This window comes from Bradyrhizobium arachidis (genome assembly GCF_015291705.1).
Lineage (GTDB): Bacteria > Pseudomonadota > Alphaproteobacteria > Rhizobiales > Xanthobacteraceae > Bradyrhizobium > Bradyrhizobium arachidis.
Genome location: NZ_CP030050.1, coordinates 4,358,996 through 4,371,811, shown reverse-complemented (window position 1 = coordinate 4,371,811; position 12,816 = coordinate 4,358,996). Strand labels below are relative to the sequence as shown.

Annotated in this window: 16 protein-coding genes; 3 read left to right on the top strand and 13 right to left on the bottom strand. The window is 65.0% G+C overall.

From position 1 onward, the window contains the following. Positions 1 to 8: 8 nt before the first annotated feature. Positions 9 to 803, top strand: coding sequence for an ABC transporter substrate-binding protein (locus tag WN72_RS20115; RefSeq protein ID WP_092216458.1), 795 nt, complete (start codon positions 9 to 11; stop codon positions 801 to 803). Positions 804 to 814: 11 nt separating this feature from the next. Here the strand turns inward: WN72_RS20115 and WN72_RS20110 are convergent, their stop codons facing one another. Next, the gene (locus WN72_RS20110) at positions 815 to 1,960 is read right to left on the bottom strand and encodes a mechanosensitive ion channel family protein (protein ID WP_027557310.1); all 1,146 of its coding nucleotides are present in this window, start codon (positions 1,958 to 1,960) and stop codon (positions 815 to 817) included. Between the two features lie 123 nt (positions 1,961 to 2,083). Here WN72_RS20110 and WN72_RS20105 point away from each other — a divergent pair, with 123 nt between their 5' ends. Further along, positions 2,084 to 3,334: a DUF763 domain-containing protein gene (locus tag WN72_RS20105; protein WP_092216457.1), complete on the top strand. Its 1,251-nt coding sequence runs from the start codon at positions 2,084 to 2,086 to the stop codon at positions 3,332 to 3,334. Positions 3,335 to 3,394: 60 nt separating this feature from the next. Here the strand turns inward: WN72_RS20105 and WN72_RS20100 are convergent, their stop codons facing one another. The 8 genes from WN72_RS20100 to WN72_RS20065 all read right to left on the bottom strand — a co-directional run bounded on the left by WN72_RS20100 (position 3,395) and on the right by WN72_RS20065 (position 7,201). Then, positions 3,395 to 3,628, bottom strand: coding sequence for a hypothetical protein (locus tag WN72_RS20100; RefSeq protein ID WP_027557308.1), 234 nt, complete (start codon positions 3,626 to 3,628; stop codon positions 3,395 to 3,397). A gap of 41 nt (positions 3,629 to 3,669) precedes the next feature. Further along, positions 3,670 to 3,825 carry a hypothetical protein gene (locus tag WN72_RS20095; RefSeq protein WP_167380838.1) on the bottom strand — a complete coding sequence of 52 codons (156 nt, stop codon included), beginning with the start codon at positions 3,823 to 3,825 and terminating at the stop codon, positions 3,670 to 3,672. Further along, entirely contained in the window at positions 3,826 to 4,059 is a 234-nt protein-coding gene (locus WN72_RS20090) for a hypothetical protein (RefSeq protein ID WP_092216456.1), read from the bottom strand. It lies immediately after the preceding gene. 6 nt (positions 4,060 to 4,065) lie between these two features. Beyond that, the gene (locus WN72_RS20085) at positions 4,066 to 4,263 is read right to left on the bottom strand and encodes a hypothetical protein (protein ID WP_027557306.1); all 198 of its coding nucleotides are present in this window, start codon (positions 4,261 to 4,263) and stop codon (positions 4,066 to 4,068) included. A 14-nt stretch (positions 4,264 to 4,277) separates the two neighbouring features. After that, complete coding sequence (locus WN72_RS20080; protein WP_027557305.1) at positions 4,278 to 4,463, bottom strand: hypothetical protein; 186 nt, start codon at positions 4,461 to 4,463, stop codon at positions 4,278 to 4,280. A 162-nt stretch (positions 4,464 to 4,625) separates the two neighbouring features. After that, entirely contained in the window at positions 4,626 to 5,897 is a 1,272-nt protein-coding gene (locus tag WN72_RS20075) for a cytochrome P450 (RefSeq protein ID WP_092216455.1), read from the bottom strand. 96 nt (positions 5,898 to 5,993) lie between these two features. Beyond that, positions 5,994 to 6,320: a hypothetical protein gene (locus WN72_RS20070; protein ID WP_092216454.1), complete on the bottom strand. Its 327-nt coding sequence runs from the start codon at positions 6,318 to 6,320 to the stop codon at positions 5,994 to 5,996. A gap of 107 nt (positions 6,321 to 6,427) precedes the next feature. Further along, positions 6,428 to 7,201 carry a ferredoxin--NADP reductase gene (locus WN72_RS20065; RefSeq protein ID WP_027557302.1) on the bottom strand — a complete coding sequence of 258 codons (774 nt, stop codon included), beginning with the start codon at positions 7,199 to 7,201 and terminating at the stop codon, positions 6,428 to 6,430. Between the two features lie 157 nt (positions 7,202 to 7,358). Here WN72_RS20065 and WN72_RS20060 point away from each other — a divergent pair, with 157 nt between their 5' ends. Further along, a complete protein-coding gene (locus WN72_RS20060; RefSeq protein ID WP_092216453.1) occupies positions 7,359 to 8,555 on the top strand; it encodes an amidohydrolase family protein in 1,197 nt (398 codons plus the stop codon). 239 nt (positions 8,556 to 8,794) lie between these two features. Here WN72_RS20060 and WN72_RS20055 read toward each other — a convergent pair whose 3' ends face one another. From WN72_RS20055 to WN72_RS20040, 4 genes are read right to left on the bottom strand one after another with little or no spacing between them, the layout of a single operon-like run. Then, positions 8,795 to 9,262, bottom strand: coding sequence for a MarR family winged helix-turn-helix transcriptional regulator (locus WN72_RS20055; RefSeq protein WP_092216452.1), 468 nt, complete (start codon positions 9,260 to 9,262; stop codon positions 8,795 to 8,797). A 14-nt stretch (positions 9,263 to 9,276) separates the two neighbouring features. Continuing rightward, complete coding sequence (locus WN72_RS20050; protein WP_092216451.1) at positions 9,277 to 9,981, bottom strand: ABC transporter ATP-binding protein; 705 nt, start codon at positions 9,979 to 9,981, stop codon at positions 9,277 to 9,279. Beyond that, positions 9,978 to 10,769, bottom strand: a complete 792-nt coding sequence (locus WN72_RS20045; RefSeq protein WP_027557298.1) for an ABC transporter ATP-binding protein — start codon at positions 10,767 to 10,769, stop codon at positions 9,978 to 9,980. The genes WN72_RS20050 and WN72_RS20045 overlap by 4 nt, the downstream gene beginning before the upstream one ends. Continuing rightward, positions 10,766 to 12,655 (bottom strand): ABC transporter permease, encoded by a 1,890-nt coding sequence (locus WN72_RS20040; RefSeq protein ID WP_027557297.1) that lies wholly within the window; start codon positions 12,653 to 12,655, stop codon positions 10,766 to 10,768. The genes WN72_RS20045 and WN72_RS20040 overlap by 4 nt, the downstream gene beginning before the upstream one ends. Positions 12,656 to 12,816 lie beyond the last annotated feature (161 nt).

The window sequence follows — 12,816 nt, the reverse complement described above, 5'->3', positions numbered from 1 at the left end:
TCTTCCGCATGAGGACCTCTTCTGTGCTATTTGCGCGCACCGCCCTGCTCGCGGCGGCGATCATCGGTTTCATCGGCGCGCCCGCGCGCGCCGATGGCGAAGCAAAGCTGCTGGCGCCGAGCGGCACCCTGCGCGTCGGCATCTATCCGGGCAGCCCGACCTCGATGGTGACGGATGCGAGCGGCAAGCCGCACGGCCTCGCCTATGATCTCGGCGGCGAGCTGGCAAAGCGGCTCGGCGTCGGCATCGACTACGTCCGCTTCCAGCGCGTCGCCGACATCGTCACTGCGATCCATGACGGCCAGGTCGATTTCACCGTGACCAACGCCACGCCGGCTCGCGCCAATGAGGTCAGCTTCAGCCAGCCGGTACTCTCGATCGAGCTCGGCTATCTCGTTCCCGCGAACTCGCCGATCAGAGAGATCGAGGATATCGACAAGCCAGGCGTGAAGATCGGCGTGACCAAGGGCTCGACCTCCGAGCGCACCCTGCCCGCCAGGTTCAAGAACGCGACCATCGTTCCCGCCGAGAGCGTCAAGGTCGCCATCGGCATGTTTGGCCGAGCCGAGATCGATCTCTACGCCACCAACAAGCCGACGCTGTTCGAAATGTCAGATCAGATGCCGGGCGCAAAGATCCTCGACGGCAATTGGGGCGCCGAGCATATGGCGATCGCGATCCCCAAAGGACGCGAGGCCGCGCTTCCCCTGCTCAACAGCTTCGTCGCGGAAGAGCAGTCATCCGGCGCGCTGGATACGATCCAGCAGCAGGCGGGCCTGCGCGGCACGATCAAGGTTCAATAACGGCCGCGCTTTCAATTGTGGGCGCTCGCCCGCATCTTCTCCGGCGCGGCGGGGCGCTGGAGCAATTCGATATCGTCGCCACCGCCCTGTGGGATCAGGATCGCGCGCTCGCGCGGCAGGGCTTCCGGCATCTCGTCGCGGATGAAGGCGATCAGCTTCTCCCGCATCTCGCAGCGCAGGTCCCAGGATTGCGGTGCGTTCCGTGCGCTGACCAGCGCGCGAAGCTCGATGGTGCGCGAATCTGCGTCGATCACCTGGAGATTGACCACCGCGCCGTCCCACAGCTTGGATTCCTTTACCGCGCCCTCCAGCCAGCGCCGGATCCGCGGCACGTCGGCGCGATAATCGACATGGAGCGCGATCACGCCGATCAGGGACGCCGTGTCGCGGGTCCAGTTCTGGAACGGCTTTTCGATGAAATAGGACAACGGCACCACCATGCGCCGCCAGTCCCACAGCCGGATCACCACATAAGTGGCGGCGATATCCTCGACCCAGCCCCACTCGTTCTCGATAATCACCGCATCCTCGATGCGGATCGGCTGGGTGATCGCGATCTGGAGGCCCGCGATCAGGTTGCTGAGCAGCGGCCGCGCGGCGAGACCGACGATGATACCGGCGGCGCCGGCGGAGGCGAACAGGCTGACGCCGTACTGCCTGACCGAATCGAACGTCATCAGCGCGGTCGACACCGTGATGATGACGATGATGATGTCGGTGACGCGCTTGAACACCCGCACCTGAGTGACGTGCTTGCGTGCGACGAAATTCTCGGTGACGTCACGAAAGTTCTGCAGATAGCGCGCCGCGCTCATGTCGACGATCCGGATCGAGATCCAGCCGATCAGCGCGATGAAGGCGACCACGAACAGGCTGGTCAGCGGCATGCGGAACGCGTCGCTGAGTGGCGCGAGCGGCAGAACCAATGCGACGGCGGCGAGGCAAAGGGCCAGTTGGGCGGGCCCCGACGTGCGCTCGATGAACACGCTGATGAGAGGCAGGCGAGTTCCGAAGGCGCGGTTGAGCAGCCAGGCCGCGAATCGGTGGAACGACAGCGCAAGCAGGATGGCCCCGGCAACCAGCCCGAGACCGATGATCCATGAGGGAATCCACCCGAACATCTTATCGATGTCGGCCATGAGAGCCTGCCAATTCATTCACGTCCCCGGATTTGCATTCGCTGCTCGCCAACGCGTTCCGCCCGGCTTCGCTCCCCTGCCTTACGCAACGCAGCATTCTCCTGGTGCAACCGTGCCGAATTGCGCTAATTTGAGGCATACATGACCAGACGCACCGGCAGCGCCGATCTTCCTCTTCACACCGGGCGGGTTCCGCCGTGGCTGGCGAGCCGCATGGCCTCGCTCGGGGCGATCGTCACGCAGGCGATCGTGCTCCATTACGGGCGCGATGCATTCCTGCAGCGTCTATCGCATCCGTTCTGGTTCCAGTCTTTCGGCGCCGTGATGGGGATGGATTGGCACTCCTCGGGCATCACGACCTCGGTGATCGGCGCGCTGAAGCGCGGCCTCGGACCGCTCCAGGACGAGCTTGGCATCTATGTCTGCGGCGGCCGCGGCCAGCATTCGCGCAAGACACCGGACGAGCTGTTGCAGCTCGGCGATCGCGTCGGCTTCGACGGCGTGAGCCTCACCCGCGCCAGCCGCCTCGTGGCGAAAGTCGACAGCGCCGCGGTGCAGGACGGGTTTGACCTTTATCTGCACGGCTTCTTCGTCACGACCGACGGCAAATGGACGGTGGTGCAGCAGGGCATGAACGGCGACAAGCGCCAGGCCCGCCGCTATCACTGGCATTCCGAGGCGCTGAAGAGTTTTGTCGACGCGCCGCACAGCGCGATCGACGGGCCGCAGCAGGGCGAGATCGTCAACCTCACCGACCATCGCGCCGATATCTCGCGCACCGCGCAGCTCGAGCTGCTGAACGATCTCGGTCCGGATCGCATCCTCACCGAATTCGAGCGGCTCACTGGAACGGCGCCGGAGCCGGCACAGGCCATGCTGCCGCACCTGATCATGCCTGATCATCACGATGTCAGGCCCAAGGACGTGTTCGCGCGGCGCCTGCATGGAACCCTCGCCGCCGCGGCCGAGCGCGGCCCGGTCGATTTCCCGGAGCTATTGCTAACACCCGGCGTCGGCGCGCGCACGGTGCGCTCGCTGGCGATGGTCGCCGAGGTCGTGCATGGCGCGCCCTATCGTTTCAGGGATCCCGCGCGCTTCTCACTCGCCCATGGCGGCAAGGACCGGCATCCCTACCCCGTCCCGATCAAGGTCTATGACGAGACCATCCGTGTGCTGAAGGGCGCGATCCAGAACGCAAAGCTCGGGCGCGAGGAAGAGATGCAGGCGATCAAGCGCCTCGACGAGCAGGCGCGGCGGCTCGAGCGCACCGCGCGCGGGCCGTCGGTCGAAGCCTACATTGCCGGCGAGCGCGCGGCTTCGCCCGATCTCGACGGCCGCTCCGTGTTCGGCTGGGAGCGTGATCTTGCCGCCACAAAAAATCGGACCGGCTGAGGGCCGGTCCGCGAGGTCGTCGGTCGCGGAGGACACGACCGAAGTTGATCTTCTCAGGTCTCAGTCTTCATCATCGCTTCCGAGCCGGTTGGCAGAGTGATCCTGATATTGCTCGGTCTGGATCGACTTGCTGTCCATGCCGCGGATGTCGGAATGCTGCTTCTTGTCTCGGTTGGACAGCACCATGTTGTCGCCGATCTTCTCCTTGGGCACTTCGGCGAAGGCGCCGGTGCCGTCGCTCTTGCCGTGCATGCCGGACCTGAAATGCGTCTTGCTGCCATGTCCACTTGGCATTGATCTCTCCTCTTGCAGTGATCCGTCCGGCTCCTGGCGGATCATTTTCGCGGCTTCTGACCACCCTCGTTGGGGCCAGTGCCGCGCTCGCTGTCATCAGCGGCGCGCAATGCGTGATCCAGCTCGCGCGCATCGGGCGTGTCAGGCTTGCGCTCGAGAATGCGCATCTGCTGCTCGTGGGTTTTCTTGCCTTGCATCTACGGTCTCCGGCCTCTGCGGGGCGCGCCGCTGTGCGCGACGTCCTTGTCGATACCGCCTGCGAACGTCACGTCATTTTCGCGGTCGCCCTCGATCGTGTTCTCGCCGAGCGCATCCTCGATATCGTCGGGCGATGCGCTCGCCATGTTTGCGCCCTTGGATCCGCCGATCAGCGGATTGTCGCGAAGATCCTTGCTCGTCGGTGCGTATAGTTTCGCGTGCTTGCTGCTCATGCCCGATTAGCCTCCGCCCTTGTCCGCGGGGTCGTGCCGGTGATGGGAATCGCGCTCGCCTCCGCCGCCGGACACGCGGCTGTGGCTGCGCTGCGGATCGTCAGGCGCGGGCTTCTTGACCTCCAGCGGCGCCTTCGCATTTTCATGCGAGGCGCCGGGTCCGCCCTGACGAATGCTGTTCGGTGTCTTGGTGGATGTCGACATCAGTGTCGCCCTCCTCAGCGGTCCTGCTGGTAGCCTTGATTGGTCGTGTTCTGCTTGATGTTGCCTTGCTGGCCCTGCTGGTCAGGATTTTGCGCGCGCTGCTGGCCATGCGCCGCCTGATCCGCGGCCGCCTGCTTGCTGTCGCCAGTTCCCTTCGTGCTTTGATTGGCTGGTGGAACGGGTGGCATCTTGCCAGTCATGGTTTGCCTCCGAGAGATGGGAAACCCTTGCGGCGGGTGGCACGGAACTCGTGCCGGACTTTCGTCGCCGCGAGGTCTCAGGACAACGATGGCCACCACACCCCGTTCCTGACGGATCGCACCACGCGAAGATTTCGAAAGAAGATTTCGAGAGAAGAAGCGTCAGCTCGCTTGAGCCAGGGAACGATCAACTGTCGCGGATGCCGCAGCCGTCACCCGTGTTCCCTCGGACTCGGCTGTGACCGGAAGTTTCGCAATCATGCGAATGCCGGGCCGCTTGCGCCAACGAATCTGCGATGGATCGACGGCAAGACCGAGCCGCGGCCAGCGCGTGAACAAGGCCTCGAGCGCGCAACTCGCCTCGATCCGCGCGAGCTGATGTCCGAGACAGAAATGAATTCCCGTGCCGAAGGACATATGGCGGTTCGGCTTGCGTTCGAGATCGAGCCGTTCCGGCTGGTCGTGCACTGCAGGGTCCATGTTCGCGGCGGCGAGCATGACCATGACGCGATCGCCCTTCTTCAGGCGCACGCCGTCGAGCTCGATGTCCCGCCGCACATAGCGCGGTTTTGAAAATTGCACGGGCGAGACGAAACGCAAGAACTCCTCGACGGCGAGGGCCGCGCGGCCCCAGTCCTGTTCCAGCCAATCACGCAAGCCGGGATTTCTCAGCAGCTCGTAGACCGAGCCGCTGATGAGATGCGTCGTCGTCTCCGAGCCCGCCGCCAGCAGCAGGAACACCATTGCCACCATTTCGTCCGGCGTGATCTGGCCACCCTCGCGTTCGACCTGGACCAGCTCGGCAATCAGCCCCTCGCCGCCCTGCTCGCGCGCGATCTGCAACTGCTCCGCCAGATACGCGCGCATGTTGCGGAAGGCGAACAACAGGCGGACGAAGCTGACGACATTCGTCAGCGAGGACATCGCATTGGCCCAGGCGATGAATCTCGGGCGATCGGCCATGGGCAGGCCGAGCAGCTCCGAAATCACCGACAGTGGCAGGATGCGCGCATAGCGCTCGACGAGATCGGCCGGGCTTCCGGCCGCGAAAAGCTTTGACGCGAGATCGTCGGCAATGGCACGGATGCGCGGCTCCATCGCCACGATGGCGCGGCGGCGGAACGCCTCGTCGACGATGCTGCGCAGCCGCGTATGATCAGGCTCGTCCATCGTCAGCATGTTGTTGGCGATGGTGGTGACGAGTTTTGGCATCCACCAGCGGACGCCCGCGACGCCGCCGCCTTCTTTGCGCAGCGTGAAGGTCGCACCGTCCTTCAGCACCTGGGCAGTTGCATCGTGCGTGGTCGTGATCCAGACGTCGCCGACCAGGGGAAAGCGCGTCGCAACGACGGGGCCCTGCCCCCGCAACGCGGCGATCGCCCTGGGCGGATCGCGAAAGAAGGCCTCGCTGGTGAAATCGAGGCGCGGTGTCATGGGATCACCGGGATGGTTGGTGGCGCCTCAACCAGATGGGATGCGGGGCGGCAGGCGCAAGAGCCGGAAACCGCCTCGCGGGCGGGCGCGAGATGCCTATCCGCGCCCGGACGAGCGCTGGCCGGTCTTGCGCTGCTGCTGGTTGGTATAGGCGTCCCAATGGCTCCAGCTGCCGTTGCTGAGGCTTTGCAGATCGGTGCCGAGCGGACGGCGCGTGCGCTTGTCGTGATCGGCGATGACGCGCTCGGACTGCCCGATCTTGCGCTTGAGTTCCGCGATCGCCTTCTGGGTCTGCCCGTTCCGCTTCGAGGACGCGATCTCGCCGATCGTGAAGCGCGCGGTCTCGAGCGCCTTCAACTCGGCGCGGTTCTTCTTCAACTGGACCCGGTGCCAGGCGATGTTGCTGTCGCTGTCTGCAACCATGTGGGAACTCCGCTGATTCGTTCCCACAAGTGTATCAAGCGCCGAATCGACGGGGCAACGCCCGCGCCGCGGCGAAAATGCGGTCTTATTGAGCAGGAATTCCGGGTTTAGCGCTCTGCAAACGCCTTTTCGACCACGAACTGGGCCGGCTCGCCGTGATTGCCTTCGACGAAGCCGCGCTCGCCGAGCAGCACGCGGGTGTCCGCCACCAGCGCCGGACTGCCGCAGATCATGACGCGGTCGTGGGCGGCTTCCAGCCCCGGCAGGCCGATATCGCTGAACAGCTTGCCTGACGTGATGAGGTCGGTGATGCGGCCGCGGTTGCGGAAGGGATCGCGGGTCACGGTCGGGTAGTAGATCAGCTGCTCGCGGATGTACTCGCCGATCAGTTCATCCTTCGGCAGCGTCTCGGTGATCATCTCGCCATAGGCGAGCTCCTTCACGTGGCGGCAGCCGTGCAGCAGCACGACCTTCTCGAACCGCTCATAGGTCTCGGGGTCCTTGATCACGCTCAGGAACGGCGCGAGGCCCGTGCCGGTGCCGATGAGGTAGAGGTTGCGGCCCTCTTCCAGATTGTCGATGACGAGCGTGCCGGTGGCCTTGCGGCTGACGATGATCTCGTCGCCTTCCTTGAGGTGCTGGAGCCGCGAGGTCAGCGGTCCGTCCGGCACCTTGATCGAGAAGAATTCGAGGGTGTCCTCGTAATTGGCGCTGGCGACGCTGTAGGCCCGCAGCAACGGCTTCTCGCCGACCTTGAGCCCGATCATGGTGAATTCGCCGTTGCGGAAGCGGAAGGTCGGGCTGCGGGTGGTCTTGAAGGAGAACAGCGTGTCGGTCCAGTGGTGGACGCTCAGAACGCTTTCCTGATTGAAATTGCTCATCTCACCTTCCCTGTCGCGTCAATTGCGGTTTCCGAGGCGGGCAGCTATGCGTCGTTTGTACACGATCATTCGTGTACTAATGAATAATCCTGCTTGATCCCGGGGTCAAGCCTGCCCAAGATCGCGAGCGTTGCAGTTAGGAATAAGGAGCCCTTCCATGGCGCATGACGCACCCCAGGCCACCGGACCCTCGAAGCTCGTGATCCGCAATATCGGCCTGATCCTGTCCGGCGCTCTGGAAAAGCCGATCCTGGACGGCGACACCATCGTGGCCGAGAACGGCAAGATCACCGCGATCGGCCGCTTCAAGGACCTCAATACGGAAGGCGCGACCACCATCGTCGATGCCAACGGCACGACGGTGACCCCCGGCCTGATCGACAGCCACGTCCACCCCGTCGCAGGCGACTGGACGCCGCGCCAGAACCAGATCAACTGGATCGACAGCTCGCTCCACGGCGGCATCACCACCATGATCTCGGCGGGTGAAGTGCATATGCCCGGCCGCCCCCGCGACGTCGTCGGCCTCAAGGCGATGGCGATCTTCGCCCAGCGCGCGTTCTGGACCTTGCGTCCGGGCGGCGTGAAGGTGCACGCCGGTGCGCCCGTGATCGAATGCGAGATGGTCGAGGAAGATTTCAAGGAAATGGCCGCCGCCGGCGTCAAGCTGCTCGGCGAGGTCGGCCTCGGCGGCGTGAAAGACGGCCCCACAGCGCGGAAAATGGTCGGCTGGGCGCGCAAATACGGCATCCAGAGCACGATCCACACCGGCGGTCCGTCGATCCCCGGCTCCGGCCTGATCGACAAGGACGTGGTGCTGGAGGCCGACACCGACGTGGTCGGTCACATCAATGGCGGCCACACCGCCCTGCCCGACGACCAGATCCGCTGCATCTGCGAGGGTTGCAAGCGCGGGCTCGAGATCGTTCACAACGGCAACGAGCGCTCGGCGCTCTACACGCTGCGCATTGCGCGCGAAATGAACGAGCTGCATCGCGTTATCCTCGGCACCGACGGGCCGGCCGGCTCCGGCGTGCAGCCGCTCGGCATTTTGCGCATGGTCTCGATGCTGTCGTCGATCGGCGAGTTGCCGGCCGAAATCGCATTCTGTCTCGCCACCGGCAATACCGCGCGGATGCGCGCGCTCGATTGCGGTCTCATCGAGGTCGGCCGCGCCGCCGATTTCGTCATCATGGACAAGGCGCAGCACTCGCCCGGCAAGAACATCCTGGAGAGCGTCCAGCTCGGCGACCTCCCCGGCATCGGCATGACCATCATCGACGGCATCGTGCGCACCCAGCGCAGCCGCAACACCCCGCCGGCCGGCCGGGTGCCGGAGGTGGTGGCGAAGTGACGGCACTTGCCGTCATTCCGGGGCGCGCGTCAGCGCGAACCCGGAATCTCGCGCGACAATCTCTGGATTCCGGGTTCACGCGCGATGCGCGTGCCCCGGAATGACGAGCACCTCACCTCGGTATCGTAGGGTGGGCAAAGCGAAGCGTGCCCACCACAGCGCCTGTGAAGTGAGAGATCGTGGGCACGGCGCTTTGCGCCTTTGCCCACCCTACGGCACCTATTTTCGCGGCGCCGTCGTCACCGCAGCTTGTTCAACAGCCCCACCAGCAGTTCGCGCTCCTTGGCATCGAGCGGCGCCAGGGTCTCCCGCGTGATCGCGAGTGCGTTCGGCGCAAGCTTCTCCGCCAGCTGCTGGCCGGCGCGTGTGAGACTCACCAAGAGCCGCCGGCCGTCCTCGGGATCCTGACTCGTTTCGGTGAGGCCGCGCGCGGTCAGGCGGTCGATCACGCCCTTAATGGTCGCGACGTCCATTGCCGTCAGCCGACCGAGCTGGTTCTGCGAACACGCCCCGGTCTCGGCAAGCTTCGACAACGCCGCCCATTGCGTCGGCGTCAAGTTGGTGCCGATGTCGCGGGAGAAGATCGCGCTGTGGCGCTGCCAGACCTGGCGCAGGATGAAGCCGACCTGCTCGTCGAGCACGTAAGGCGACTTGGAAGGCGATTTGGCCGGCTTGACGCCCTTCTTCACCGCGACGCTTCTCGCCATCCCTTCCCCACCCCTCACAACGACAGATGCGCGTCGCGGATATCCGGACGCGCGTCGAGCTCGGCCATGGTACCGCCGAAGCAGATGCGGCCGCGCTCGATGATATAGGCGCGATCGGAGATCAACCGCGCGAAATGCAAATTCTGCTCGGAGACGACGATGCTGACGCCCTCCTTCTTCATGGTCAGGATGGCATCGACCATCTGCTCCACGATCTTCGGCGACAGGCCTTCCGAGGGCTCGTCGAGCAGCACCAGCGACGGATTGCCCATCAGCGTGCGCGCGATGGTCAGCATCTGCTGCTCGCCACCGCTCATGCGGCCGCCCGGGCGGTTCTTCATTTCGCCGAGATTGGGAAACAGCGCGAACAGCTTTTCGCGCGTCCAGTGCGGGGCGTTTGGCCGCTTCGGCTGACGGCCGACTTCGAGATTCTCCTCCACCGTCAAATCAGTGAAGATGCGCCGCTCCTCCGGCACATAGCCGAGCCCCTCGCGCACGATCTCATGCGTCGGCTTCGCCGAGACGTCCTTGCCCTCGAACATGATGCGGCCTGAGCGCTGCGCCACGAGGCCGACGATCGAGCGGAACGTCGTCGACTTGCCGGCGCCGTTGCGCCCGAGCAGCGCCACCACCTCGCCCTCGCCGACCTCGAAACCGATATCGAACAGGATGTGCGCCGGGCCGTAATGGCTGTTGAGGTCCTGCACCGAGAGCTTCATGCCGAGGTCCCCTCGCGATGGCGGGCATCGTAGACGAGGCCCTCGCCGAGATAGACCGCCTGCACCTGCGGATTCCCGCGCACCTCGGCCGGCGAGCCCTCGGCGATCAGCGTGCCGCGATTGAGCACGATGATGCGGTCGGCATGCTCGAACACGACGTCCATGTCGTGCTCGGTGAAGAGCACGCCGATGGATTTCTCCCTCGCGATTTGCGCGGTGAGCCGCATCAAATCGACGCGCTCGCGCGGCGCCATGCCCGCAGTCGGCTCATCCATCAAGAGGAGCTTCGGCTGGTTTGCAAGCGCCACCGCAAGCTCGAGGCGCTTGAGGTCGCCATAGGCGAGCTCGCCGCAGGGCCGATCGGCATAGCCCCCCATGCCGACCAGCTCCAGCAGCCGGCCGGCCTCGCCGCGATCGAAATGCGGCGCGGAGCCAAAGAGATTGAACAGCTGCTTCCCGTGCGAGATCAGCGCGACCTGCACGTTCTCGCGCACGGTCATGGTGGCGAAGGTCGCGGTGATCTGGAAGGTCCGCCCGACACCCATGCGCCAGATCTCGCGCGGCTTCTTGCCCGTGGTCTCCTCGCCGAGCAGACGAACATGGCCGCTATCGGGCTTGTTCTGGCCGTTGAGCATGTCGAAGCAGGTGCTCTTGCCCGCGCCGTTCGGCCCGATCAGCGCAAGGATCTCGCCGGCGCGCAGTGAGAACGAGACGCCACGCACTGCGTGGATGCCGCCATAGGATTTGGTCAGGCCTTCGACCACGAGAAGTGTGGGTGCAACGCTCATTCGGCGGACTCGATCGGCTTGGCCAACAAGGGTGATCCCGGCGGCGATGACTTCCGGCGGCGCTGCGCCAGCATCTCCAGCATGCCGACGATGCCCTTGGGGAAGACGACGACGATCAGCACGATGAAGCCGCCGAGCACGAGTTTCGACAGATCGGTCTGGCTCACCAGCCAGATGTTCAATGCCTTGTAGACGATGGCGCCGATCACCGCGCCCGACACGGTCTCGACGCCGCCGAGCAGCACCATGACCAGCGCATCGACGGAGAGCGAGATGCCGAGATTATCAGGGAAGACGCTGCCCTTGAGGTAGGCGAACAGCGCGCCGCCGATGCCGGCGGTGGTGCCCGCGATCACGAAGGCGGTCCACTGGATGCGCTTGGCGTTGATGCCGACGGCTTCGCTGCGCAGCAGCGAGTCGCGCGTGGCACGCAGCGCGTAGCCGAACGGCGAGAACACCATGATCCGCAACGCGACGGTGACGAGCGCGGCAACACCGAGCGCCAGCCAGTAGAAGTGCGACGGGCTCGCCGCCCACTTCTCGGGCCACACGCCGAGAATGCCGTTGTCGCCGCCTGTTACGTTCACCCACTGGAACGCGATCGACCAGACGATCTGCGCGAAGGCGAGCGTCAGCATTGCGAAATAGACGCCTGAGAGCTGCACGGCGAAGAAGCCGAACACGGCGGCGCCCATGCAGCCGAGCAGCGGTCCGAGCAAGAGGCACACGATCATCGGCAGCCCCGCCATCTTGGCGAGGAAGGCGACGCCGTAGGCGCCGAGGCCGAAATAGGCGGCGTGGCCGAACGACGCGAGACCGCCGACCGACATCAGGAAATGCAAGGAGACGGCGAAGATCACGAAGATCGCGATCTCGGAGCCAACCGTGAGGAGATAATTGCCGGCAAACAGCGGCAGCATCGCCGCGATCACGAGCGCGGCAAGCGCAGCCAGCCGCTCGTTCGAGGTCAGCGGCCGCCAGGGATTGACGGTGAGACCCGGTGTCTTGCGCGCGGCCGCCTCCGGCTTGCCGAACAGGCCCCAGGGGCGGACGATCAGCACCACCGCCATCACCAGGAAGACCAGGATGATGGAGATTTTCGGGAAGATCAGGATGCCGAAGGCATTGAGCTCGGACACCAGCACCGCCGCGACGAACGCGCCGACGATGCTGCCGAGGCCGCCGATCACGACCACGACGAAGACCTCGACGATGATGCGCAGGTCCATGGCGTGATGTACCGCATCGCGCGGGATCTGGAGCGCACCGCCGAGGGCGGCGAGGAAGACGCCGACCGCGAAGACGCTCGTGAACAGCCATTTCTGATTGACGCCGAGCGCTGCGACCATGTCGCGGTCCTGCGTCGCGGCGCGCACCAGCACGCCCCATCGCGTGCGCTGGAACAACAGCCAGAGAATGCCGAGCACGACCGGGCCGAGCACGATCAGGAACAGGTCGTAGCTCGGGATGTTCTGGCCGAAGAAATCGATCGCGCCCTTGAAGCCCGGCGCGCGGCGGCCGACGAGATCGTCGGGACCCCAGATCAGCACGACGAGATCCTCGACCATCAGGGTCAGGCCGAAGGTCGCGAGCAGCTGGAACAATTCTGGCGCATGATAGATGCGGCGGAGCAAGACCATCTCGACCAGCACGCCGATCAGCGCCACCGCAAGCGCGGCCAGCACGATGCTGCCCCAGAAGCCGAACGCGCCGGACAGCCGCTCCGTCAGCGTGAAGGCGATATAGGCGCCGATCATGTAGAAGGCGCCATGCGCGAAATTCACGATCCGCGTCACGCCAAAGATGATCGACAGGCCCGAGGCCACCAGGAACAGCGACGCTGCGCTGGCAAGACCTGTCAGAAACTGTACGACGTAAAAGGCCATCGGCGGTCCGGGTTAGGTGTTTGGTTCACCTCTCCCCGCTTGCGGGGAGAGGTCGAATTTGCGCAACGCACAAATTCGGGTGAGGGGGAGTCTCCGCGGGGCTCACTATCACCTCCCCCGCGGAGGCTCCCCCTCACCCCGACCCTCTCCCCGCAAGCGGA

Bases quoted from the DNA above. Each gene is read 5' to 3' on its own strand.
- WN72_RS20115 (WP_092216458.1), top strand. From the start codon at position 9: ATGAGGACCTCTTCTGTGCTATTTGCGCGCACCGCCCTGCTCGCGGCG.
- WN72_RS20110 (WP_027557310.1), bottom strand. From the start codon at position 1,960: ATGAATTGGCAGGCTCTCATGGCCGACATCGATAAGATGTTCGGGTGG.
- WN72_RS20105 (WP_092216457.1), top strand. From the start codon at position 2,084: ATGACCAGACGCACCGGCAGCGCCGATCTTCCTCTTCACACCGGGCGG.
- WN72_RS20100 (WP_027557308.1), bottom strand. From the start codon at position 3,628: ATGCCAAGTGGACATGGCAGCAAGACGCATTTCAGGTCCGGCATGCAC.
- WN72_RS20095 (WP_167380838.1), bottom strand. From the start codon at position 3,825: ATGCAAGGCAAGAAAACCCACGAGCAGCAGATGCGCATTCTCGAGCGC.
- WN72_RS20090 (WP_092216456.1), bottom strand. From the start codon at position 4,059: ATGAGCAGCAAGCACGCGAAACTATACGCACCGACGAGCAAGGATCTT.
- WN72_RS20085 (WP_027557306.1), bottom strand. From the start codon at position 4,263: ATGTCGACATCCACCAAGACACCGAACAGCATTCGTCAGGGCGGACCC.
- WN72_RS20080 (WP_027557305.1), bottom strand. From the start codon at position 4,463: ATGACTGGCAAGATGCCACCCGTTCCACCAGCCAATCAAAGCACGAAG.
- WN72_RS20075 (WP_092216455.1), bottom strand. From the start codon at position 5,897: ATGACACCGCGCCTCGATTTCACCAGCGAGGCCTTCTTTCGCGATCCG.
- WN72_RS20070 (WP_092216454.1), bottom strand. From the start codon at position 6,320: ATGGTTGCAGACAGCGACAGCAACATCGCCTGGCACCGGGTCCAGTTG.
- WN72_RS20065 (WP_027557302.1), bottom strand. From the start codon at position 7,201: ATGAGCAATTTCAATCAGGAAAGCGTTCTGAGCGTCCACCACTGGACC.
- WN72_RS20060 (WP_092216453.1), top strand. From the start codon at position 7,359: ATGGCGCATGACGCACCCCAGGCCACCGGACCCTCGAAGCTCGTGATC.
- WN72_RS20055 (WP_092216452.1), bottom strand. From the start codon at position 9,262: ATGGCGAGAAGCGTCGCGGTGAAGAAGGGCGTCAAGCCGGCCAAATCG.
- WN72_RS20050 (WP_092216451.1), bottom strand. From the start codon at position 9,981: ATGAAGCTCTCGGTGCAGGACCTCAACAGCCATTACGGCCCGGCGCAC.
- WN72_RS20045 (WP_027557298.1), bottom strand. From the start codon at position 10,769: ATGAGCGTTGCACCCACACTTCTCGTGGTCGAAGGCCTGACCAAATCC.
- WN72_RS20040 (WP_027557297.1), bottom strand. From the start codon at position 12,655: ATGGCCTTTTACGTCGTACAGTTTCTGACAGGTCTTGCCAGCGCAGCG.